The sequence below is a fragment of the Stutzerimonas stutzeri genome (genome assembly GCF_009789555.1).
Classification (GTDB): Bacteria; Pseudomonadota; Gammaproteobacteria; order Pseudomonadales; family Pseudomonadaceae; genus Stutzerimonas; species Stutzerimonas stutzeri_R.
This window is the reverse complement of record NZ_CP046902.1, coordinates 4,400,176-4,421,351: the sequence shown is the minus strand read 5'-3', so window position 1 is coordinate 4,421,351 and position 21,176 is coordinate 4,400,176. Positions and strand designations below refer to the sequence as shown.

Annotated in this window: 20 protein-coding genes and 1 riboswitch; of the genes, 11 read left to right on the top strand and 9 right to left on the bottom strand. The window is 63.2% G+C overall.

The window, feature by feature from the left end; all coding sequences use genetic code 11:
• Window positions 1–385: 385 nt before the first annotated feature.
• The gene (locus GQA94_RS20555; protein ID WP_158189752.1) at window positions 386–973 is read right to left on the bottom strand and encodes a TIGR00730 family Rossman fold protein; all 588 of its coding nucleotides are present in this window, start codon (window positions 971–973) and stop codon (window positions 386–388) included.
• 725 nt (window positions 974–1,698) lie between these two features.
• Between GQA94_RS20555 and GQA94_RS20550 the strand changes: the two genes are divergently transcribed.
• Window positions 1,699–2,610 (top strand): SDR family oxidoreductase, encoded by a 912-nt coding sequence (locus tag GQA94_RS20550; protein ID WP_158189751.1) that lies wholly within the window; start codon window positions 1,699–1,701, stop codon window positions 2,608–2,610.
• 61 nt (window positions 2,611–2,671) lie between these two features.
• Here the strand turns inward: GQA94_RS20550 and dauA are convergent, their stop codons facing one another.
• Window positions 2,672–4,405, bottom strand: coding sequence for a C4-dicarboxylic acid transporter DauA (gene dauA, locus GQA94_RS20545; protein ID WP_158189750.1), 1,734 nt, complete (start codon window positions 4,403–4,405; stop codon window positions 2,672–2,674).
• A gap of 195 nt (window positions 4,406–4,600) precedes the next feature.
• Between dauA and GQA94_RS20540 the strand changes: the two genes are divergently transcribed.
• The 3 genes from GQA94_RS20540 to GQA94_RS20530 all read left to right on the top strand — a co-directional run bounded on the left by GQA94_RS20540 (window position 4,601) and on the right by GQA94_RS20530 (window position 7,497).
• Window positions 4,601–4,888 (top strand): PA4642 family protein, encoded by a 288-nt coding sequence (locus GQA94_RS20540; RefSeq protein ID WP_158189749.1) that lies wholly within the window; start codon window positions 4,601–4,603, stop codon window positions 4,886–4,888.
• 329 nt (window positions 4,889–5,217) lie between these two features.
• Window positions 5,218–6,708, top strand: coding sequence for a malate dehydrogenase (quinone) (mqo, locus tag GQA94_RS20535; protein WP_233270197.1), 1,491 nt, complete (start codon window positions 5,218–5,220; stop codon window positions 6,706–6,708).
• Window positions 6,709–6,912: 204 nt separating this feature from the next.
• Window positions 6,913–7,497, top strand: a complete 585-nt coding sequence (locus tag GQA94_RS20530) for a YajG family lipoprotein (protein ID WP_158189747.1) — start codon at window positions 6,913–6,915, stop codon at window positions 7,495–7,497.
• Between the two features lie 213 nt (window positions 7,498–7,710).
• Here the strand turns inward: GQA94_RS20530 and GQA94_RS20525 are convergent, their stop codons facing one another.
• Window positions 7,711–9,087 (bottom strand): DUF1329 domain-containing protein, encoded by a 1,377-nt coding sequence (locus GQA94_RS20525; RefSeq protein WP_158189746.1) that lies wholly within the window; start codon window positions 9,085–9,087, stop codon window positions 7,711–7,713.
• A gap of 488 nt (window positions 9,088–9,575) precedes the next feature.
• Between GQA94_RS20525 and GQA94_RS20520 the strand changes: the two genes are divergently transcribed.
• Window positions 9,576–9,797 carry a hypothetical protein gene (locus GQA94_RS20520; RefSeq protein WP_233270196.1) on the top strand — a complete coding sequence of 74 codons (222 nt, stop codon included), beginning with the start codon at window positions 9,576–9,578 and terminating at the stop codon, window positions 9,795–9,797.
• 25 nt (window positions 9,798–9,822) lie between these two features.
• Here GQA94_RS20520 and GQA94_RS20515 read toward each other — a convergent pair whose 3' ends face one another.
• Window positions 9,823–10,986, bottom strand: a complete 1,164-nt coding sequence (locus GQA94_RS20515) for a 1-acyl-sn-glycerol-3-phosphate acyltransferase (protein ID WP_199270077.1) — start codon at window positions 10,984–10,986, stop codon at window positions 9,823–9,825.
• A gap of 255 nt (window positions 10,987–11,241) precedes the next feature.
• Between GQA94_RS20515 and GQA94_RS20510 the strand changes: the two genes are divergently transcribed.
• The 4 genes from GQA94_RS20510 to GQA94_RS20495 all read left to right on the top strand — a co-directional run bounded on the left by GQA94_RS20510 (window position 11,242) and on the right by GQA94_RS20495 (window position 13,314).
• A complete protein-coding gene (locus tag GQA94_RS20510; RefSeq protein ID WP_158189743.1) occupies window positions 11,242–11,424 on the top strand; it encodes a CPXCG motif-containing cysteine-rich protein in 183 nt (60 codons plus the stop codon).
• Window positions 11,425–11,685 carry a DUF2007 domain-containing protein gene (locus tag GQA94_RS20505; protein ID WP_158189742.1) on the top strand — a complete coding sequence of 87 codons (261 nt, stop codon included), beginning with the start codon at window positions 11,425–11,427 and terminating at the stop codon, window positions 11,683–11,685.
• Between the two features lie 70 nt (window positions 11,686–11,755).
• A complete protein-coding gene (locus GQA94_RS20500; protein WP_158189741.1) occupies window positions 11,756–12,376 on the top strand; it encodes an SOS response-associated peptidase in 621 nt (206 codons plus the stop codon).
• Between the two features lie 128 nt (window positions 12,377–12,504).
• A complete protein-coding gene (locus tag GQA94_RS20495; protein WP_158189740.1) occupies window positions 12,505–13,314 on the top strand; it encodes a M48 family metallopeptidase in 810 nt (269 codons plus the stop codon).
• Window positions 13,315–13,338: 24 nt separating this feature from the next.
• Here GQA94_RS20495 and GQA94_RS20490 read toward each other — a convergent pair whose 3' ends face one another.
• The 4 genes from GQA94_RS20490 to GQA94_RS20475 all read right to left on the bottom strand — a co-directional run bounded on the left by GQA94_RS20490 (window position 13,339) and on the right by GQA94_RS20475 (window position 16,727).
• The gene (locus GQA94_RS20490) at window positions 13,339–13,782 is read right to left on the bottom strand and encodes an ester cyclase (protein WP_158189739.1); all 444 of its coding nucleotides are present in this window, start codon (window positions 13,780–13,782) and stop codon (window positions 13,339–13,341) included.
• 84 nt (window positions 13,783–13,866) lie between these two features.
• The gene (locus tag GQA94_RS20485) at window positions 13,867–14,454 is read right to left on the bottom strand and encodes a TMEM165/GDT1 family protein (RefSeq protein WP_158189738.1); all 588 of its coding nucleotides are present in this window, start codon (window positions 14,452–14,454) and stop codon (window positions 13,867–13,869) included.
• An 18-nt stretch (window positions 14,455–14,472) separates the two neighbouring features.
• Window positions 14,473–14,680, bottom strand: a riboswitch (yybP-ykoY riboswitch).
• A 28-nt stretch (window positions 14,681–14,708) separates the two neighbouring features.
• On the bottom strand, window positions 14,709–15,707 hold the full coding sequence (locus tag GQA94_RS20480; protein ID WP_158189737.1) for a class I SAM-dependent methyltransferase: 999 nt from the start codon (window positions 15,705–15,707) through the stop codon (window positions 14,709–14,711).
• Window positions 15,708–15,764: 57 nt separating this feature from the next.
• Complete coding sequence (locus GQA94_RS20475) at window positions 15,765–16,727, bottom strand: 2-hydroxyacid dehydrogenase (RefSeq protein WP_158189736.1); 963 nt, start codon at window positions 16,725–16,727, stop codon at window positions 15,765–15,767.
• A 61-nt stretch (window positions 16,728–16,788) separates the two neighbouring features.
• Between GQA94_RS20475 and GQA94_RS20470 the strand changes: the two genes are divergently transcribed.
• Window positions 16,789–17,418, top strand: coding sequence for a LysE family transporter (locus GQA94_RS20470; protein WP_158189735.1), 630 nt, complete (start codon window positions 16,789–16,791; stop codon window positions 17,416–17,418).
• 72 nt (window positions 17,419–17,490) lie between these two features.
• Window positions 17,491–19,173: a fatty acid--CoA ligase gene (locus tag GQA94_RS20465; protein WP_158189734.1), complete on the top strand. Its 1,683-nt coding sequence runs from the start codon at window positions 17,491–17,493 to the stop codon at window positions 19,171–19,173.
• Between the two features lie 21 nt (window positions 19,174–19,194).
• Here GQA94_RS20465 and GQA94_RS20460 read toward each other — a convergent pair whose 3' ends face one another.
• Window positions 19,195–21,162, bottom strand: coding sequence for an ATP-binding protein (locus tag GQA94_RS20460; RefSeq protein WP_233270195.1), 1,968 nt, complete (start codon window positions 21,160–21,162; stop codon window positions 19,195–19,197).
• Window positions 21,163–21,176: the final 14 nt, after the last annotated feature.

Genomic DNA, 21,176 nt, shown 5'->3' with positions numbered 1-21,176 from the left:
GGGGTAGAACCTTCAGGTTTGAACCGCCAGCGCTACCGGAGTTCGTTCGAGCAGCGTCTGTACTTATCCCAGATAACTGTGCATCGATCTGTGGATAAGCTCTTGGTGAACCGCTGCGGGCCGCGCAGCATTCGACGCGGGCGCGGCTGGTCACGGATTGATCGCCGGGTGAACGCTACGCCACAGGGCACATGTCTGTTCGGTAGGCAAGCGCTAGCTTATTGAAAACCCGGAATTTTCCCGCTGTTTAATCTTTTCGCAGAGTTATCCCCTGTTGCTGTGGAGAGGGTTGTGGATAACGCTGGGTGAACCTCATCGGGGGCGCATGCCCGTTGGGCTGTAGAGTTCCGGTCAGAATTCATACAGCCGCCTCGGGTAGCTTTGGTCAACCCACCGAAGGCTCACGCCAGCGGCTGTCTGCGTTGGGCTGCCACTCATCGAGCAGGCGCAACAGCGCTTGAGGAGAATCGCTGCGTTGCAGCATGTCGCGGTACTGGGATTTGACGAAGCCTTCCTCGACGATGTGATCCAGGAAATGGCTGAGTTTGCTGTAGAACTGGTTGATGTCCAGCAGGCCGAGTGGCTTGGCGTGATAGCCCAGTTGCCCCCACGTCCAGACCTCGAACAGTTCCTCCAGCGTGCCGAGCCCGCCCGGCAAGGCGATGAACGCATCGGACAATTCGGCCATGCGTGCCTTGCGCGCGTGCATCCCGTCGACCACTTCCAGGCGGGTCAGGCCGGTATGGCCTATTTCGGAGTCTTTCAGGCTTTGCGGAATGATGCCGATCACTTCTCCACCGGCCGCCATCGCGGCATCGGCTACCACGCCCATCAGCCCCACCGCGCCGCCGCCGTAGATCAGTCGGATGCCGTTGCTGGCGAGCGCCTGGCCCATGGCAATGGCAGCCTCGCGGTAAATGGGGTTGGCGCCGGTGCTGGCGCCGCAGAACACACAAATCGATTGAAGGGACATCGTTCGCTCCGTCGGATCAAGGCGGCAGATTAACCCGAGGAGCGATGCCGACCAACCGGTCGGTCAGATTCGAAATCCTCCGCCGCGATGCCGCCAGCCGCCCGGGCATAATCGACCAGTAACGTGCGAATGAAATCGATGCTGGGCATGGCGGTGCTCCTTGAGTGGTTAATGCAGGCCACAGGCTAGCGCCGAGGCGCATCAAACGCTGTTTGATTCTGCCGATGGCGGCTATAGGCGTTTCGTAGTTATCCCCGATCGCTGTGCAGCAATGTGTGGATAACCTCTTGGCGGTTCGCTGAAGGCGGCGCCGGCCGTGGCGTTGAGCGGGCTGCCTATTATTTGATCGCTCGCCTGCTGAGCCCTATAAGTGGTTGAAAAAAAAGAGCTTGATACGGTCATGCAACGGCTGGCTGTCGGCCGGGAGTGACCGCGCAGTTATCCAGTAATCCTGTGGAACGTGCTGTGGATAACATGGGGAGACTTCGCGCTTGGAGCCGTCGCGCCTGTGCGTCCAGGCCGTTGCGCAAAATGTAGCCAGCGGCCAGGCAAGGCAACGCGCAACGGTAACGATGAGCCGAATCGGTGTGCGCTCGGCCATCATCCCGCAACGTTATGCCCGGGCATTCATTCACGGCCCTTTGATTGTGACGCGGGTTGGCCTCGCCGACACTCGCTCACCTTTGCAACGTCATCCATAACAGAGTCCGCTGGAGGAATAGCCGATGAGTGAAGCCATCCGCTTCGAAGACAAAGTGGTAATCGTGACGGGAGCCGGTGGTGGCCTCGGTCGCGCCCACGCGCTGCTGTTCGCTCGCCATGGTGCCAAGGTGATTGTCAATGACCTCGGTGGCAGCGCTCAGGGAGAAGGCGCCAACAGTTCGGCGGCCGATCGCGTGGTAGAAGAAATTCGCGAGGCTGGCGGCACCGCGGTCGCCAACCATGATTCGGTGACCGATGGCGAAAAGATCGTCCAGCATGCGCTCGACGCATTCGGTCGCGTGGATGTCGTGGTCAACAATGCCGGAATCCTGCGCGACAAGACCTTCCACAAGATGGAAGATGCCGATTGGGACCTGGTGTACAGGGTCCATGTCGAAGGTGCCTACAAGGTGACTCGCGCCGCCTGGCCGCACCTGCGTGAGCAGGGTTACGGTCGGGTGATATTCACGGCGTCGACCTCCGGTATCTACGGCAACTTCGGCCAGTCCAACTACGGCATGGCCAAGCTCGGCCTTTATGGCCTGACCCGCACGCTGGCGCTCGAAGGCCGCAAGAACAACATCCTGGTCAATGCCATCGCGCCCACTGGCGGCACGCGTATGACCGAGGGGCTTATCCCTGCACAGGTTTTCGAGCAGCTCAAGCCTGAACTGGTCAGCCCGCTGGTGGTGTACCTCGCCAGTGCGCAATGCCAGGAAACATCCGGGTTGTTCGAGGTGGGCGGCGGCTGGATGGGTAAAGTGCGTTGGGAGCGCAGCCTGGGTGTCGGTTTCGATCCTAAGGCAGGCTTCGATGCCGAGGATGTCGCAGCCAACTGGCAGCAGATCTGCGACTTCGAGAACGCCGCACATCCGGCCGACAACCTCGAAGCGTTGAAAGAAATGATGGCGAACCTGCAGAAGTACGCCGGTTAAGCGGCGTGGGACGACTCGCTCCCGAGGGTGTTTCGCCCTCGGCAGCGTCGGTTCTGGCACATCAGTCGGCGGTCGCGATCGCCTCGCTTGCAGGCAACAGGCGCAAGGCTTTGGCCCGGGCCTGCGCAAGGTCGCGCACGTAATACAGCTGTCCTTCGAGTAGATGAATGCCGGCTCGGCGCAGTTCAAGCCTGACCGGGGCACTGCTGCCGCAGAGGATCAGTGCGATGCCCTGTTTGCGGTAGTCCAGCAGAACGTTTTCCAGCGCTGCCAGGGCGGTCATGTCCAGCGTCGGTACGGCACTGATGTCGACGATGACGATCTTCACTTCCGGATTGAAGCGTCGCAGTACGCTCAATGCCTTCTCCGCAGCACCGAAGAACAGCGGGCCGCGAATCGCGTAGGCGGCGACATGCTCCGGCAGATCCTGCAACAGCTGGCTCTGACTGCGATGCAGACGGGTGGTGTCGGTCAGTTCGCTCATGCGCTTGATGAAGAGCCCGGCGGCCAGCAACAGGCCGACGCCTACCGCCAGAACCATGTCGAACAGAACCGTCAGGATCAGGCAGGTCAGCAGAACCAGTACATCGCTGCGAGGCGCGATACGCAATGTCTTGAGCACGTGGGGTGCTTCGCTCATGTTCCAGGCCACCATCAGCAGCAGCGCGGCCAGGGCCGCCATGGGCAGATAACTGAACAGCGGCGCCAACCAGAGTATCGCCACCAGTACCACGCCGGCGTGAATGATCGCCGCCAGTGGCGAGCAGGCCCCGGCGCGTACGTTGGTGGCGGTGCGGGCGATCGCCGCGGTGGCGGTGATACCGCCGAACAGCGGGGCGACCAGGTTTCCGATGCCCTGGCCGATCAGTTCCGCGTTGGGGTCGTGGCTGCTGCCGGTCATGCCGTCTGCAACCACGGCGCAAAGCAGCGATTCGATGGCGCCGAGCATGGCGATGGCGAAGGCGGGCGCCAGCAGACGATGAAGCAGTTCGAAGCTCAGTATCAACGGCTCTCCGTCCGGGCCAGGGAGTTGCCAGGGCCAGGCGAAATCCGGAAGAAAAGGTGGAATGCCAGGGTGCGTCACGCCGTTGACCGCATAACTGAAACGTTCGCCCAGCGTGGCTACCTCCAGGCCGGACGATTCCAGGGCCATGGCGGCCAGCGCGCCGGCCACCAGCGCCACCAGATGGCCGGGCACCTTCGGCACCAGGCGCGGCCAGCCGATCAATATCGCGAGGCAGAGCGCGGCCACCAGGGCATCGCCCGGTTGTGCGCTGGGCAGGGCGCGCACCAGCTCGCCGAGCTGCTCGACATAGTGCTGGGGTTGCTCGGCAAGGGTCAGCCCGAGCACATCCTTGAGCTGAAGCGTCGCGATGACGATACCGATGCCCGCGGTGAAGCCCAGGGTCACCGGATAGGGCACGAACGTGATCAGCTTGCCCGCGCGCAACAGCCCGAGCGCGATCAGGATCACCCCGGCAAGCAGGGTGCACAGCAGCAAGCCGCCGATGCCGAACTCTTGGGTGATCGGTAACAGGATGACCACGAAGGCGGCCGTCGGCCCGGACACGTTGAAGCGCGAGCCGCCGGTCAGCGCGATCAGCGGCGCAGCGACCAGCACGGTATACAGGCCGTGCTGTGGCGCTACGCCCACCGCAATCGCCAGCGCCATCGCCAGCGGGATGGCGATCACGCCCACCGTCAACCCGGCCATGACGTCACCGCGCAATCCACGGCCGTCGTAGCCCGAACGCAGGGTCTGACGCCAGGCAGCGAATAGAGGCGGAAGGTTCATGCGAGGCCACTCCTTGTGCGCAAAGCTCGAGTATAAGCACAGGGCCCGGTAGAGCGGTCTCCCCAGGCATGGCAATGGCGGCAAATCGAGGATTTTCGTGTACGACCTTGGTCGCAAGGGGCGCTGGCGCGTTGAGTGCGCCCGTCGCGCGGAGTAAACTGCCGCCCCCGTAAGGCTCGTCGGACCGGAGAAACCATGCGCAAAGACAAGAAACAGGTGATCGGCGAAGCGATCAGCGACGAATCGATCAAGTTGTTTCTCGAGCCGGAGCCGGCCGACGAAACACCGCCCTCGCTGCATAAGCTGATCAAGGCCTATCGCGGTTTGCGGATCGATGATTTCGAGCGTTTTCTCGGATTCTTTGTCGAAGCCGGATACGACCTGGACGCCAAGGATGCCAAAGGGCGCGATTTCATTGCGTTGATCGCCGATCAGCGTCAGGCGGAGCCCTACATCGAGCTGATCAAGGCCGCCCGCGGCTGATTCCGTTTACCTTCGCCTGCGCTGTGGCGAGGGGCGCGATACCCGTTGGACTGGCTGAGCGACCGGCAGCCACAATCGTTTTTCTCGCTGCATGCGTCCCGTAGAGCCCAGGCTTGTCGCCCTGCTCCGGGAGGCCTCGGAGCGAGAGGGAGGAGGCCAAAAGCCGTTCTCCCGACAGCGGGCAGGCACCTTGAGGTGCCGGTCTTCGGGCACAAGCCCGAGCAGCGGTCTAGAAACCTCCTCCGTTTCTAGCCGCCTGGCTGGTGGTTCTACACGATCGCGTACTGCGGTCGTGACAGTTTAATGCTGTGATTCTGGAGAACGCGTTAATGACGCAACACGATAGCGAAGCCGTGGATTTGGTGCTGGTGGGAGCCGGTATCATGAGTGCGACTCTGGCAGTACTGCTCAAGGAACTCGATCCCAACATCAAGCTGGAAATCGTCGAACTGCAGGAATCCGGGGCCGTTGAAAGCTCGAATCCTTGGAACAATGCCGGCACCGGCCACGCTGGGCTGTGTGAGCTGAACTACACCCCGGACCGCAAAGACGGCCCGATCGATATCAAGAAAGCCGTCACGATCAATACCCAGTTCGAGGTCTCCAAGCAGTTCTGGGCCTACCTGACGGGACGTGAAGGTTTCGGTAGCCCCCGCGACTTCCTTAACGTCGTGCCGCACCTGAGCTTTGTCCGCGGCGCCAACAACATCGACTTCCTCAAGCGCCGCTTCGACGCCCTGATCACCCATCACGCCTTCGAAAACATGGTCTACACCGAAGACCGTGCGACGATGGAACAATGGATGCCGCTGATGATGCCGGGCCGCCCGCTGGACGAGCCGATCGCCGCCACCCGTGCGCTGAACGGTACAGACGTCAACTTCGGCGAGTTGACGCGGCAGATGCTGGTGTACCTGGCGAGCAAGCCGGGCGTGAAGATGTCGTATTTCCAGAAGGTCACCGGCCTCAAGCGTAATGGCAAGGGCTGGCGCGTGGAGATCAAGAACACGCGCGACAGCAGCAGCCGCGAACTCGACGCAGGCTTCGTCTTCCTCGGCGCCGGCGGCGCGGCCCTGCCGCTGTTGCAGATGTCCGACATCGAAGAAGGCAAGGGGTACGGCGGCTTCCCGGTCAGCGGCCAATGGCTGCGCTGCGACAATCCGGAAATCGTCAAGCAACACCAGGCCAAGGTGTACAGTCTTGCCGCCGTGGGCGCGCCGCCGATGTCCGTCCCGCATCTGGACACCCGCGTCGTCGATGGCAAGAAATCGCTGTTGTTCGGGCCCTACGCCGGGTTTACCACCAAGTTCCTGAAGTACGGCTCGCCTCTTGACCTGCCGATGTCGATTCGCCCGAGCAATCTAAAGCCGATGCTGGCTGTGGCGCGCGACAACATGGACCTGACCCGCTACCTGATCAAGGAAGTCCGGCAGTCCATGGACGATCGGCTGGACACCCTGCGTGGCTTCTATCCGCAAGCCAAGGCCGAAGACTGGCGTCTGGAGGTGGCTGGCCAGCGGGTGCAAATCATCAAGAAGGATCCGAAGAAGGGCGGCATTCTGCAATTCGGCACCGAACTCGTGTCGGCACGCGACGGATCCATCGCCGCATTGCTCGGTGCGTCGCCGGGCGCCTCGGTGACCGTATCGATCATGCTCGACCTGATCGAGCGCTGCTTTGGCGAGCAGGCCCAGAGCGAAGCCTGGAAACGTAAACTCGACGAAATCTTCCCGGCCCGCGAGAAGGTGCTGGAAGCCGACGCCGTGGCGTACCGCGAAGTGACCGCCGTGGTCGACAAGCGTCTGGGCCTGGCCGACTGAGCACAGCGTCCGGCGTCACCCGAAACCGCGCCGTCCTTCTCTCGGCGCGGTTTTTTTTTTGGCCAACGACGCGCCACGGGCTCGAGCCCGTGCGGCGGTCCGCGCGCGATCCGGCCCGAAGGGTCTTTCGCCCATCGGCTGTCAGGCGGTTGCGGGGCTGGTTATACTGCGCGCCATCGATCCCTTCATCTGGAGAAAGGCAGCATGCTTAAACGCCTGTTGTTCAGTCTTGCCGCCGTATCGGCGCTGACGCTTGTCGGTTGTGCGCATAGCCCGCAGCAGCTCGACCCTACCCCGAAAATCACGGGCACCATCAACCCGGTCGGCCAGGGGCAGCCGGTCTCGGTCCGCGTGGTGGATGGCCGTCCGTCTCCCACGCTCGGCACACGTGGTGGGCTGTACCCGGAAACCAGTGCGGTGATCGTGCCGAAGGAGAAGGTCATACCCAAGCTGCAGGCGCAGGCCGAAGCAGCGGTTCGCCTGCTGGGCTTTACGCCCTCTGCCAACGCATACAACGCCCCGCAATTGACCCTGACATTGGCTGAACTCAAGTACCAGTCACCCAAGGAAGGACTCTACGTCACCGAGGCGACGATCGGCGCGACGTTCCGGGTCGAAGTGCAGAACGGCGGCCGCCGCTACACAGGGCGTTACGGTGCCTCGCTCAACCAGCGCTTCGGCATGGCGCCCAACGAGCAGACCAACACCAAGCTGGTCAGCGAAGTCCTAAGCGACGCGCTGAGCCGCGCATTCCGCGACCAGAATATCGGCCAGGTGCTGGCCCAGTAATCATTGGATGGCTGAGGCTGTCCTTGGCTGCGATAGACCCGCATCTCGATGCGGGTTTTTTTATTCCGGTGCGTTTCGTTCGGTGTGCAGGTGACGGCGAGACAGTTGCCGGCCACGTCTGTATCCGATGCTGGAATCGCCGGGTAGTGCGAGCGACAACGAAAAACGCCCCGACGGAGCGGGGCGTTTGCAGGGTGTGAACCCGCCGTACGGTCAGCGCACGCCGGAGTTGCGCAGCGCGGCCGGGGTGTACTGGTTGGAGTTGGCTTCGTAATTGTAGACGTACGGGTTCTTCTCTTCGTTCTTCATGCCCATGACCAGGTAACGACCGGACACCAGGTCATACAGGGTTTCCATGGAGTACAGCGGCACCTGCACGTTGAAGAAGTACTGCGAGTGCGCCTCGGCAACGCGCCACAGGGTGTCACGGCCGTCGTAGTGGTCGATGACCGCGGCCTGCCAGGTATCTTCGTCGATGAAGAAGTGGCGCTTGGCGTAGATGTGGCGTTCGCCGGTCTTCAATGTCGCTTCGACTTCCCACACGCGGTGCAGCTCGTAGCGAGTCAGGTCCTGGTTGATATGGCCAGCCTTGATGATGTCGTCATATTTGAGCTTCGGCGAATCCAGGCGGTAGGAGTTGTAGGGAATGTACATCTCCTTCTTGCCCACCAGCTTCCAGTCGTAACGATCCGGCGCACCGTTGAACATATCCAGGTTATCTGACGTGCGCAGGCCATCGGCTGCCGTACCCGGACCATCGTAAGCCACCTGCGGTGCGCGCCGGACGCGGCGTTGACCGGCGTTGTAGATCCACGCCATGCGTGGCTCTTTCACCTGGTCCAGGGTCTCGTGTACCAGCAGGACGTTACCGGCCAGGCGCGACGGTTCGGTGACCTGCTGCTTGAAATAGAACAGCACGTTGCCGTGCTTCTCAGGGTTGTAATCGCGCAGGGTGTCGGTGTAAACCACCTCGTCGACGAACTTGACCAGGTTGTAGCTGCCGTTCACCTGTGGCGTGGCCTGGGCGACGACGCGCCGGGCCGAGCCGCCACGGTAGCGGGTGATATGGTTCCAGGCCACTTCCAGGCCGTCCTGGGGAATCGGGAAGGCGACGGCGGTATCGAAGTTTTCCAGGCCGTTGCCGCCACGAACCAGTTTGGTCTGGGTCGCATTCTTCTTCGCGGCCTCATAGATGCGCTGCGGCACGGCGGCACTGCGACGAGTCTCGAAGACCGGCAGGCGATAGGTGTCCGGATAGCGCTTGAGCATGGCGATCTGGCCAGGGCTCAGGTTGTCCTTGTATTGCTCGAAGTTCTGCGCGGTGATGGTGAACTTCGGCTTGTCGTCCGGATACGGATCGTTGACGAATCCGTCCGGGCTGATGCCTGCGGCATCCTGGGCCAGACCGCCCGTCCAGGCCGGAATGGTGCCGGCAGCGTTGCCCGCTTTCTCGGCTCCGATAGGGGTCAGGGTGTCGCCTAGTTTGGCTGCCTCCGATTCGGATACCGCCGCCATGGCTCCGCTTGCCAGCAGGGCGCTTGCCAGCAAAGAGAGTGTGAGGGCCCCCGTCTTTAACGTGTTCTTGTTCATTATTCGGTCCTGTTGATTCTCGGAAACTGGTTCCCCACGAGTGATGCCGTAAGCGCGGCGCTCGCAGGTGGCGACTTCCACGAAAGAAGTAGCGGGCCGGTACAGGCCCGGTAAACGGCATCGAAGACGCCGCGATTACAAGTGCCGTTTGCTCGACTCCGCGGCAGTCCCGCCTGGTGCTAATGCCAGGCGCACGCTCTATTTCGGTTGTTCGAAGCAAAGATGAGGGTGAAGCCGGGCGGGACTATAAGTCAACAATCGAGACGGGGCCTATCTGCATAAATGGCGCAAATACCCGGCAAATTGCCATCTTTCAGTGCGTTCCGTTTGGTCGGGAAGAGGCTGAAACAACGGCGGCGCTTCGGTAGACTCCGCAGCCCCATTCGCAGCCCCTGTCGGCTGCGTTAGCGACTGCTGCGTGGAGGTTTCGGTTGGTACTGAGCATCGACTTTTCGGAGTTGTCGAGCCTCGCCACTGTGCTCAATTCGATGGCGCTGTTGATCGCGCTCAGCGGCGCGTGGCTGTTGCTGGCGACGCGCTGGCGTCGGCAACTGGCGGCGGGCGCGGCGCCGGTCGCAGGCGCCCGCACAGCAGCTGTCGATCAGCTTGGCGCGGCCGGCACGCAACGCCTTGATCGCTTCTTCTATGCTTTCGGTTTCGGCAGCCTGGCGCTGGCCGCGCTGCTGTCCTCGCTGACCCGGCTGCTTTAACGGCCAGCCGGGTATTGCGCAGGTATCACAGGCCCAGGCCGGCCTTTACCCTGTGCTGATTGCGCACCGGCGTGGCGTACTGCTGGATCAGGTAAGGCTGTTGCACGCTGGGGCATGCGGCCAGTCGCTTGCTCCATTCGGCCTCGGCGCGCGCAATTTCCTCGGGGCTGAACAGCTCGGTGAGCGCGGGTATCGATAGCGCTGGATCGCATCCGTCCCAGATGCGGTATGCCAGATAGTTCACCGGGAACAGCCGGTAGTCGCACAGGATTTGCTGATCGATGGCGATCGCGAGCTGCTTGGGATCGTCCGGGACGTCCGTGATCGGTGCGCCGAAACTTACATGCACACGGCCTTTGTAGCCGGTGATGCCAAGCGCGATGCTGGCATCGTCCTCGCCGGGCGCCTTGGTATAGGTGCCCGTTGTGGCGCGGATATAGAGTTCGCGGGCCTTGGCCTGATCGCACGGGTCGTATTCGTAGCTGATCGATACCGGTGTGGGCCTTAGCGCCGCCATCGCCTCGGCGAAGGGTTCGTCCTTGCGGCTCATATGCAACATTTTCAGGATGGCCGAGTCGGTGCGATCGTCGCCGTCCTTGGCGCGACCTTCGGCCTGGGCGATCCAGATCGACTCCCCGTCGTTGCGAATCGAATGGTTGATGTAGGCGGACAGCACCTGGTAGGCCGCCAGCTTTTCGCGGCGACCAGTCACCGAGCGGCGTACGATGAAGCTCTTGTTCAGTCGCATCAGGTCGCTGACGAAGGGGCGCTGCAGCAGATTGTCGCCGATGGCGATACGCGGTGTGCGCATCCCGGCCTGGAACACGGCGTAGTTGACGAAAGCCGGATCCATGACGATGTCGCGATGGTTGGCCAGGAACAGATAGGCGCAGCCTGCTTGCAGCTTCTCGAGGCCGGAGTAGGTGATGCCGTCTGTGGCTCGCTCGATGGTGCGGTCCAGATACATCTCGATCTTCGCCTGCAGTGCGTCGATCGAATGAATGCTTGCGAACTCACGACGCAGACGTTGCGCTATAAGAGGTTTCAGCATCCAGCCCATCGGGCCGGCCAGCCGCGGAAAGCGAAAGTGCGCCAGAATGTCGAGGAACTCCCGGTCGGCGAACAGTCGCGCCATCACGGCAGGGACTTCAGCGTCGGCGTAGGGTCGGATGGCTTCGAATTCGTCCATCATGCTCTCTGTAAGGGAAACAACTGAATGACCCCGGTCATTGGGGTCGAAGTTAGGGTCTGTTGGCGTTTCGACGCGGTTCCGGTGCGGCGAGGCGCAGGGCAGGACAGGGTCGTCTGGTGTGGTCGTTCGCAACGCGCATTGCGTCTCGCCGCCTTGCACCAGACAGGTCCGCACTGCGGGAAGCCAACACGCCGGGGCGAATTTCAACAGACTGGACGGCGATTATAGCGGCAAGTCATGCGGGAGACGCTGATGCTGGAATCACAGGATTATCAATGCCCTTATTGCGGCGAGAACGTGCAGGCGCTGCTCGATCTGAGCGGTGGCGATCAGCGCTACATCGAAGACTGCTCGGTCTGCTGCCGTCCGATCGTTTTCGATCTGCGGACCGACGGTACCGCCTGGCAGCTCGATGTGCTGCGCGAGGATGACTAGATGCAGCGGATATACGAACCCCGCGACCTGCTCGAAGCGGAGATGCTGCGCGGCATGTTGGCCGCTGAGGGGATCGAGGTGTACCTGAGCGGGCGGCATCTGATAGGCGCGGTCGGAGAGTTGCCGGCCGCAGGCCTGCTCGGCTTGATGGCCGTCGACGAACAGGCCGAGCGCGCACGACAGCTGATCGCTGCGTACAATGGCGCCGAGCCGTTGCCCGGTGACGAGCCGGAGAGCTACCCGGGCGAGCTCATCTGCTAATACGGCCGGTCGCCGCAGCCCGTGCCGATCGGCCGACGTCCTCGATTTTCCGCCAACGAGTCCTGTTCAGATGTGTGGCCGCTATGCCCTGTTTCGCTGGAGTCCAGCCTTCGCCGCTTTACCCGGTTTCCCTGCCGATCAGCAACCACACTGGAGCCTGGCGCCGGGCGCCTCGGTGCTGTTGCTGCGGCAGATCGACGAGCAACTCCAGCTGAGCCGCGTGCGTTGGGGATTGACCCCGGCCTGGCTGACCGATTTTACGCGCACGCCCGCCCAGGCTCGGGCGGAAACACTGGCCGAGCAACCGATGTTCCGTGACGCCTTCGGCCTGCGTCGCGGCGTGCTGCCAGCCAATGGGTTCTACGAATGGCGCGGCACGGCGCGCAAGCGGCCGTATTGGATGACCGCGGAGGATTCGCTGATGTATTTCGCGGCCATCTGGGAAGCTTATCCGGTGCAGGGCCATACATACTTGAGCGCGGCCGTGGTGACACTGCCGGCGGCAAACCAAAGGCGGCCGATGATGCTCGATCAGGCCGCGATGACCGCCTGGCTCGACCCGCAGACCTCGACCGAAACCCTGCACCGCTTGTTGACCGCACCGCAACCTGCGCTGCGTGAGCGGCCCCTGGCGACGTTCGTCAACGATCCCGGACTGGATGCGCCGCAGTGCCTGACGCCGGCCAACTAGTCATCGCGTCGCGGCCCTCGCTCAGCCTGGATACCAGCCGCTGACAAGGGGCACGCTGATGTCGCAGGCGGTTGCCCGGCAAGCAAGCTCGCTCTAGCATACGGCGCAGATTTCATGGGAGACGCGACATGCTCAAGCCGCATCCATTGGCTTACCTTCTGGCCGCTACCGTGCTCACCGGGTGCCAGGCCGTCAATACCACGAGCGGTGGTGCGGTCGGCGTCGATCGCAAGCAGTACATGTTCAGTATGTTGTCGACCGATCAGGTCAACCAGATGTATGCCCAGTCCTATCAGCAGACACTGAGCGAGGCATCGCAAAAGGGCATGCTCGAGAAAGGCAGCCCGATCACCCAGCGCGTGAACGCCATCGCGCAGCGGCTGATCGCGGAAGTGCCGGCCTTTCGCCCCGATGCGGCGCAGTGGGACTGGGAAGTCAATGTCATCGACAGCCCTGAACTGAATGCCAACTGCGGACCGGGCGGCAAGATCATCTTTTATACCGGGCTGATCGAGAAACTGAAGCTGACCGACGATGAGATCGCCGCGGTGATGGGCCACGAAATCGCCCATGCGCTGCGCGAGCACGGCCGCGAGGCGATGTCCAAGGCCTATGGCGTACAGATGGCGACGCAGATTGGCTCGGCCTTCGGCGTCGGGGCGGGCGGTCTGCAACTGGCCAACATGGGTGTCGAGTACCTGATGACGCTGCCCAACAGCCGAAGCAATGAAAACGAGGCCGACCTGATCGGGCTGGAGCTGGCGGCGCGTGCCGGCTACAACCCTAACGCGGCGGTCAGCCTGTGGCAGAAGATGGCATCGGCTGGCGGCTCGGCACCGCCTGAGTTTCTCAGCACGCACCCGTCCTCGAGTAGCCGCACCCAGGCGCTGCAACAGAACATTCCGAAGGTCATGCCGCTGTACCAGCAGCGACGCTGAGGCGTGTCGCTGCCATCGGCCCGGTCATGCCGGTGGCAGCGGTATCGGGATGGGCGTGTCCATGCCCAGCTGTTTGCGGGCGCTTTCCAGGTCGAACAGGGTATTGATTTCCTCGATATCGCCGCCGGGGTTGAGCGTCCACATCGACATGGCGGCCACGGTGAGGATCTTGCCACTCGGCGCGAGGCCGAACACCGGTTTCTCCAGGGTGCCGAACAGGGTGCTGGAGGTGATGACGCGGTTGCCTTCGCTGAGGCATTCATCCACCACGACCTCGAGGTCCGGGATCGCCAGGCGGATTTCCCGCACGATCAGGCCGAAACCGGCACTGCCGACGGGCTGCGCGATGAACGAACTCCTATAGCTGAAGTAACGGCTCTGCAACTGTTCGGCCAGCGCCAGTCGACCCTTGCTCCAGCTTAGGTCGATGTGCTGCTGAACCCGCCGTTTTCGTTCCTCCGGTGACATGCCGCCTGCTCCCCTCAAGTGCCGCCAGAACGCGGTGAAGACGCACTCTAACAGCACCCGCGCTGCGGCAATTTGCGCTGCGTATCAGACTGGAAGCGTGCCGCTCAAGGTCAGGGCCTGATAGACGGCATACAGCGCCAGAGCGGCGAAGCCGATCGCGGCGATGCGGCGGATCAGCGTGAGCGGCATGCGATCGGCTGCGAAATTGCCCGCCAGCACCACCGGCACGTTGGCGATCAGCATGCCCAGCGTGGTTCCGACGATCACCAGGATGAAATCGGGGTATTGGGCGGCGAGCATGACGGTCGCGACCTGTGTCTTGTCGCCCATCTCCGCAAGGAAGAACGCGATCAGGGTTGCCACGAAGGGGCCGAAGCGTCGCCCGCGAGAGGCTTCGTCTTCCTCGAGCTTGTCCGGCACCAGCGTCCAGAGGGCCACGGCAGCAAAGGACGCCGCGAGAATCCAGCTGAGAATGGCCGGTGAGACCAGTGATGAGACCCAGTTGCCAACGGCTCCGGCTGCGGCATGGTTGGCGAGCGTGGCGACGACGATGCCCCAGATGATCGGTAGCGGACGCCGATAGCGGGCCGCCAGCAGCAGAGCGAGCAGCTGTGTCTTGTCGCCAATCTCGGCGAGCGCAACGATCAGGGTGGGGATGTAGAACGATTCCAAACGAACTTCCTTGCAGGGGCGGGTCGACGAAAATCACCATGACACGCACCGCCTCCCCGCCCCGGGTCAGGTGTACGTGTCATGGGTCTTGTCAAACCGAGCGCGAGCCGTCGAAACAGGCCACGCGGGTCGCATGCACCATGGTCTGCGGACCAAGTATGTTGACGCATGCCAGGCGAGCAGGGCGCTCGCCGGAGACTACTCCCCCAGGACGGGCGCGAGTTTGCCCAAGCGCGACGCGTTGTGCAAGTCGCTCAGGTGCGCTGTGCGCGGTAGATGCGAAAGCCGTCGGCACTGGCCCGCGTCTCGCAGCGGCCCAGATGGGCCTCGATCAGCGGCGGGTACTTGAGAAAGGCATTGGCGACCAGTCGCAGTTCGCCGCCGGGTTGCAGGTGGCTGGCGGCGCGTTGCAGCAGTGTTTCACTGGCGGCGTAATGAGTGTGTACGCCCTGATGAAACGGCGGATTGCTGATGATCGCCGCGCAATTGTCCGGTGCGGCATCGATGCCGTCGCCCGCGATGACCTGGGCCTCCAACCGATTGGCGGCCAGCGTCAAACGACTGCTTTCGACCGCGAACGCATCGACATCCAGCAGCACCACCTCGCTTTGCCGATAGCGGCGTTTAAGGGTGGCGCCGATGATCCCAGCGCCACAGCCGAAATCCAGCAGCCGGCCGTCAGGCAGGCCGTCGAGCTGGCCCAGCAGGAGTGCCGTGCCGCGGTCGAGCCGACCGTGGCTGAACACGCCGGGCAAGCTGACTACCCGCAGCGGGCCGTCCGGCAGGTCGAGCTCGAAGCGGTGGGCCAGATCGTGCAGTTCGGGCGATGGTGGCGCGTTCGTCACCCTGACCTGCCACAACTGGCAGTGGCGGGCGCTGTCCAGTTTGCGTGCCTCGCCGAACGGCGCCAGCTGCCTGGCGGCGCGCTCGACACCGGCGCGCTTTTCGCCGACCAGATACAGCAGACGCCCCGGTAGGCGAGTGGCAAGCGCGTTCAACAGGTAATCGGTCAGCTCGCGAGATTTGGGCAGAAACAGCACCGCCGCGTCGAAAGCCGCCGAGGGCGGCTGCACGCCGAAGGTGCAGCGCCCGGCGAAGCGCGCCTGCAGGCCATGATGCTCCCCGGCGTGCCAGCTCCAACCCGTGGCCTCGGGCAGTTGGCCGAGCAGGTCATCGGCCGGCAAGCCGGCAAGCAGCAGGGCGCCGCGAAAAAGTTCGGCCTGACGCAGCAGTACTTCGCTTCGGGGGTCCATGATGGCTCCGGGCAAAAGCTGGCGAGCTTAGCAGTCTTGTCCCTGGCTACAGAAGCGTCAGCTGACCTGGCGCTTCGGTTGGCCGGCGAAAAACGCCTCGGCGTTCTCGCGCATCTGGTCAACGATGCGCTGCCGGGCTTCGCGGCTACCCCAGGCGCTGTGAGGCGTCACGATCAGGCGCGGGACATCGGCGGCCAGCAGGGGATTGTCGTTGCTCGGCGGCTCACTGGTGAGCACGTCGGTGGCGGCACCGCCCAGGTGCCCGCTGCGCAGCGTATCGGCCAGCGCCTGCTCATCGATCAGGCCGCCACGGGCGCTGTTGATCACGAAGGCCGATGGCTTCATCAACTGCAGTTCGCGGGCGCCGATGAGGTTGCGCGTCTGCTCGGTCAGCGGACAGTGCAGGGTTAGCGCATCGACCTGGGGCAGCAGCTCGTCGAGTGGCAGCCGATCGGCGCGCGGCGGGCGACCGGGCAGGTTGCCGGTCAGCACGCGCATGCCCAGCGCCTCGGCCAGCCGAGCGACGGCGCTTCCCAACTCGCCATGACCGAGCACACCGAGCGTCTTGCCCGCCAACTCGACGATAGGAAAGTCCAGCAGGCAGAACTGTCCGCTCTCCTGCCACCGGCCCCGGGCGACCGCGCTTTGGTAATCGGGTAGTCGCGTGGCCAGCGCGAGCAGTAACATCAAGGTGTGCTGGGCGACGGTTGCGGTGCCATACGCCTGGCAGTTGCAGACCACGATGCCGCGCTGTCTGGCGGCCTCCAGGTCAATGTTGTTGACGCCGGTGGCGGCCACCAGAATCAGCCGTAGGTCCGGACAGGCAGCGAATACGGCATCATTCAGGGCGATCTTGTTGACGATGGCGACCTCGGCACCCTGCAGGCGCTCGATGATCTGCGATTCACTGGTCTGCGCATGGCAGACCAGCTCAGCGAAGGTGGACTGCAGCGCAGCCAGGTCCAGGTCGCCCTGGTCGAGTGGAGAGAGGTCAAGGAATACGGCGCGGCGATTGCTCATGGGCTTTACTCGTAGAAATCAGCGGGCGGATGTTGCGCCCCGGAAATAGCGGAGTCGCTGGATGTACTGGATGGAATTCTTCACTGTGGCGCTGGTGCACCTGCTCGCGGTCGCCAGCCCCGGACCGGACTTTGCGGTGGTCGTGCGTGAAAGCGTGACCCGCGGACGGCACAGTGGTTGCTGGACGGCCATCGGTGTGGGGAGCGGCATTTTGCTGCACGTCGGTTATTCGTTGCTTGGAATTGGCCTGATCGTCTCGCAGTCGATCGTGCTGTTCAACCTATTCAAGTGGTTGGCGGCCGGTTATCTGCTCTACCTCGGCGTCCAGGCGCTTCGGGCTCGGCCCGTTGCGGTGGGTGATCTGACCCGTGCCGACAGCGCAGCGGCGCAATCTCGCCGGCGCGCTTTTACGGTGGGCTTCATCACCAACGGCCTGAATCCCAAGGCTACGCTATTTTTTCTGTCGTTATTCACAGTGGTTATCGACCCCCATACCCCGCTCGCCGTCCAGGCGGGCTATGGGGTATATCTGGCATTCGCCACCGGTCTCTGGTTCTGCCTGGTGGCTTGGCTGTTCAGTCGCGAGCGTGTGCGGGCCGGGTTCGCCCGCCTGGGGCACTGGTTCGACCGCATTACCGGCGCGGTATTGATCGGCCTTGGCATCCGTCTGGCGGCCACCGAGATCGCCTGATCGGCGATCCGCGCCGTGAACGCCCGGCGCACGTGCAGTGTGCATCTCATAACATCAATAACAGGACGCCCCATGTTGCAGACCCGAGTGATCAAACCCGCCGCGAACGCATACCAGTATCCCTTGTTGATCAAAAGCCTGCTTTTGTCGGGACAGCGCTATGAGCGCACCCGCGAGATCGTCTACCGCGACCAACTGCGGTTCGACTATCGCACCCTTGCCCAACGCATCGCCCGGCTGGCCAACGTGCTGACGGCGGCCGGGGTCAAGGCGGGGGACACCGTGGCGGTCATGGACTGGGACAGTCACCGCTACCTGGAATGCATGTTCGCGATCCCGATGATCGGCGCCGTGGTCCATACCATCAACGTACGGCTGTCACCCGAGCAGATTCTCTACACCATGAACCATGCCGAGGACCGCTTCGTTCTCGTCAATCGTGACTTCGTGCCGCTGTATCAGGCCGTCGCAGGACAGCTCACCACCGTGGACAAAACCTTGCTGATCACCGATTCGGCGGAGACGCATTGCGACCTGCCCAATTGCGTCGGTGAATATGAAAGCCTGCTTGCCGAGGCGCAATCGCATTACGACTTTCCCGACTTCGACGAGAATTCGGTGGCCACGACCTTCTACACCACCGGCACCACCGGCGAGCCCAAGGGAGTTTATTTCACCCATCGCCAACTGGTGCTGCACACGCTGGCCGGCGCAGTGACGGTGGGGTGCCGCGAGAACCCCCAATTGATGGCGGCCGGCGACGTTTACATGCCGATTACGCCGATGTTCCACGTGCACGCCTGGGGCTTGCCGTACGTGGCGACGATGCTGGGGCTCAAGCAGGTCTATCCGGGGCGCTACGATCCGGAGCTGCTGATCGAGCTGTGGCGTCGGGAAAAGGTAACCTTTTCCCATTGCGTTCCGACCATCGTGCAGATGCTGCTCAACGCCAAGGCGGCACAAGGGGTGGATTTTTCGGGGTGGAAGATCACCATCGGTGGCAGCGCGTTGACCCGTGGGCTTTACGAAGCGGCTCGAGCCTGCGGCATCCAGCTGGTAGCCGCCTACGGCATGTCGGAAACCTGCCCGCTGATTTCCGGCGCGCATATCAACGATGAGTTGCGCCAGGCCAGCGAGGACGAACAGATCACCTACCGTCTCAAGGCCGGTATTCCAGTGGTTCTGGTCGATGCCGCCATCCAGGCGCCGGACGGCCGCTTTCTCCCGGCCGATGGTGTCTCCCAGGGCGAGTTGGTGCTGCGGGCGCCGTGGCTGACCCAGGGCTATGTCGGCAACCCGGAAAAAAGCGAGGAGCTGTGGGCCGGTGGCTGGCTGCATACGGGCGACGTCGCGACCCTCGACGAGATGGGCAACATCGACATTCGGGATCGCATCAAGGATGTGATCAAGACCGGCGGCGAATGGATTTCTTCCCTGGCGCTGGAGGGGTTGATCAGCCGCCACGAGGCGGTTCGCGACGTGGCGGTGGTAGGCGTGCCGGACGAGCGCTGGGGCGAGCGTCCGTTCGCCTTGCTGGTGCTGGCCGAGGGCAAACAGCTCGATGCGCGCGGATTGCAGGCTTTCCTCGAGCCCGCCGTGGAGCAGGGTTCCATCAACAAATGGGCGGTTCCCCAGCAGATCGCGGTGGTCAGCGACATTCCCAAGACCAGCGTCGGCAAGCTGGACAAGAAGCGCATCCGGGGCGACATCACGCGTTGGCTGGAAGAGGGTAGCAGCACCATCTCATCGGTATGACGGGCCGAGTGGCGGACGGCGCTAGTGTTCGTCCGAGGCCTGGCCGGGCTCCAGCATGCGGCGGACCTTTTCTTCAAGGGCCGTGATGGTGAACGGCTTGGTCAGGACCTCGTAATCGTACGAGGCGTTGCTGCGTTGCAACACCGAGCCCTCGGCGTATCCGGTAATGAACAGGACGCGCAGCGAAGGCCGCTTCTCGCGCGCGGCGTCGGCAAGCTGGCGTCCGTTCATGCCGCCGGGTAGCCCGATGTCGGATATCAACAGGTCCAGGTGCGCATCGCTGTCGAGAATGCGAAGCCCGCCGGGGCCTTCGGCCGCCTCCAGGGTGTGCAGGCCCATTTCCTGCAACACCTCGGTCACCAGCATACGGACGTTGGGCTCGTCATCGACGACCAGAACGGTGCGGCCTTCGACCGAGGCCGGAGGCAGATCCGTCGGGGTGGGCGCGTGCGAACTCGGGGACTGGCCGTGGTGGCGCGGCAAGTAGATCCAGGCGCTGGTTCCTTCGCCCACCGTGCTCTCGATGCGCACGCCGCCGCCCGACTGCTTGGCGAAGCCGTAGACCATGGATAAACCGAGCCCCGTGCCTTCGCCCAGGGGTTTGGTGGTAAAGAATGGATCGAACACATAGCCGAGTTTTTCCGGGGGGATGCCGACCCCGGTATCACGCACGCCGAGGGCGACATACTCGCCGGGTTGCAACCCGATTTCCTGTGCGAATGGCTCGTCCAGTGTCAGGTTTTCGCTGATCAGCGTGAGCTGGCCGCCATCCGGCATCGCATCGCGGGCATTGATGGTCAGGTTCAGCAGGGCATTTTCCAGTTGGTTGGTGTCGCAGAGCGTGAGCCAGAGCCCTTGGGACAGCCGCGTCGAATAGCTCACCATCGGGCCTATGGTGCGCTGCAGCAGTTCCATCATGCCTTCGATCAGGGTATTCAGGTCGGTGGGGCTGGGATCGAGTGTCTGCCGGCGCGAAAAGGCCAGCAGGCGGTGGGTGAGAGCGGTCGCCCGACTGGCCGACGTCAGCGCGCTGCGGATGTAGCGCTGCAGGTCGTCGGTGCGCCCCTGATCCAGCCGAACCGAGAGCAGCTCCAGCGAGCCGATGACCCCGGCCAGCAGGTTGTTGAAATCATGCGCCAGGCCCCCGGTCAGCTGACCGACCGCTTCCATCTTCTGCGACTGGCGCAGTGCCGCCTCGGTCTTGGCGCGCGCGGCGACTTCGGCATTGACGCGCTGTTCGAGGGTTTCGTTGAGACGGTGCAGCGCCCGTTCGGTGCGCTTGTGCTGGGTAATGTCCAGGCAGGCGCCGACCATATAGGACGGCCTGCCGCTGGCATCGGTGAAGGTCTGGCCTTTGTCGAATATCCAGCGTTCGTTGCCTTCCGGCAGGCGGACCCTGAACTGCATCTCGATGTCGTCACCGTAGCGGACGCACCGCTCGCACTGCTGGGCAATGCTCTCCCGGTCGTCCGGATGAATGGTGCCGAGCAGGTCGTCGAGCCAGCCGGAGGTCAATCCTTCCAGGCCGAACAGTCGTTGCATGGGCAGGTCCATGTCCAGACGGTTGTTGCGCAGGTCCCAGTAGAACGTACCCGTCCCGGATGCCAGCAGCGCGGCGTTCAGGCGCTCGTCGCTCTCGCGCAGACGCAGCGCCGCGGACTCCTGTTCGAGCAGGCTTTCGGTTACGTCTTCGGCCTGGTGAATGATGTAGCTGACCTGGCCTTGCGCGTCGAGCACCGGCACGTTGACTACATCCCAGTAGCGGTTTTCATAGCTGCCGCCTTCGGCATCTTCGCGCCGCAACGGATAGCCGACTGTCTTCAGGTGTTGCGTGCGTCCCGTGCGTGCGGCCTCGGCCAGCGATGCGCACAACGTACCAAAGCCCGACGATGCCGAGGCACCGCCGTAAACCTCGGACAAGGGGCGTCCAATGACGTCTTCACGACGCGTCATGGTCGCCTGCAAGCGCGCTTCGCTGGCGGCGACCATCGTATAGTCGGCAT

Bases quoted from the DNA above. Each gene is read 5' to 3' on its own strand.
- GQA94_RS20555 (WP_158189752.1), bottom strand. From the start codon at position 973: ATGTCCCTTCAATCGATTTGTGTGTTCTGCGGCGCCAGCACCGGCGCC.
- GQA94_RS20550 (WP_158189751.1), top strand. From the start codon at position 1,699: ATGAGTGAAGCCATCCGCTTCGAAGACAAAGTGGTAATCGTGACGGGA.
- dauA (WP_158189750.1), bottom strand. From the start codon at position 4,405: ATGAACCTTCCGCCTCTATTCGCTGCCTGGCGTCAGACCCTGCGTTCG.
- GQA94_RS20540 (WP_158189749.1), top strand. From the start codon at position 4,601: ATGCGCAAAGACAAGAAACAGGTGATCGGCGAAGCGATCAGCGACGAA.
- mqo (WP_233270197.1), top strand. From the start codon at position 5,218: ATGACGCAACACGATAGCGAAGCCGTGGATTTGGTGCTGGTGGGAGCC.
- GQA94_RS20530 (WP_158189747.1), top strand. From the start codon at position 6,913: ATGCTTAAACGCCTGTTGTTCAGTCTTGCCGCCGTATCGGCGCTGACG.
- GQA94_RS20525 (WP_158189746.1), bottom strand. From the start codon at position 9,087: ATGAACAAGAACACGTTAAAGACGGGGGCCCTCACACTCTCTTTGCTG.
- GQA94_RS20520 (WP_233270196.1), top strand. From the start codon at position 9,576: ATGGCGCTGTTGATCGCGCTCAGCGGCGCGTGGCTGTTGCTGGCGACG.
- GQA94_RS20515 (WP_199270077.1), bottom strand. From the start codon at position 10,986: ATGGACGAATTCGAAGCCATCCGACCCTACGCCGACGCTGAAGTCCCT.
- GQA94_RS20510 (WP_158189743.1), top strand. From the start codon at position 11,242: ATGCTGGAATCACAGGATTATCAATGCCCTTATTGCGGCGAGAACGTG.
- GQA94_RS20505 (WP_158189742.1), top strand. From the start codon at position 11,425: ATGCAGCGGATATACGAACCCCGCGACCTGCTCGAAGCGGAGATGCTG.
- GQA94_RS20500 (WP_158189741.1), top strand. From the start codon at position 11,756: ATGTGTGGCCGCTATGCCCTGTTTCGCTGGAGTCCAGCCTTCGCCGCT.
- GQA94_RS20495 (WP_158189740.1), top strand. From the start codon at position 12,505: ATGCTCAAGCCGCATCCATTGGCTTACCTTCTGGCCGCTACCGTGCTC.
- GQA94_RS20490 (WP_158189739.1), bottom strand. From the start codon at position 13,782: ATGTCACCGGAGGAACGAAAACGGCGGGTTCAGCAGCACATCGACCTA.
- GQA94_RS20480 (WP_158189737.1), bottom strand. From the start codon at position 15,707: ATGGACCCCCGAAGCGAAGTACTGCTGCGTCAGGCCGAACTTTTTCGC.
- GQA94_RS20475 (WP_158189736.1), bottom strand. From the start codon at position 16,727: ATGAGCAATCGCCGCGCCGTATTCCTTGACCTCTCTCCACTCGACCAG.
- GQA94_RS20470 (WP_158189735.1), top strand. From the start codon at position 16,789: ATGTACTGGATGGAATTCTTCACTGTGGCGCTGGTGCACCTGCTCGCG.
- GQA94_RS20465 (WP_158189734.1), top strand. From the start codon at position 17,491: ATGTTGCAGACCCGAGTGATCAAACCCGCCGCGAACGCATACCAGTAT.
- GQA94_RS20460 (WP_233270195.1), bottom strand. From the start codon at position 21,162: ATGGTCGCCGCCAGCGAAGCGCGCTTGCAGGCGACCATGACGCGTCGT.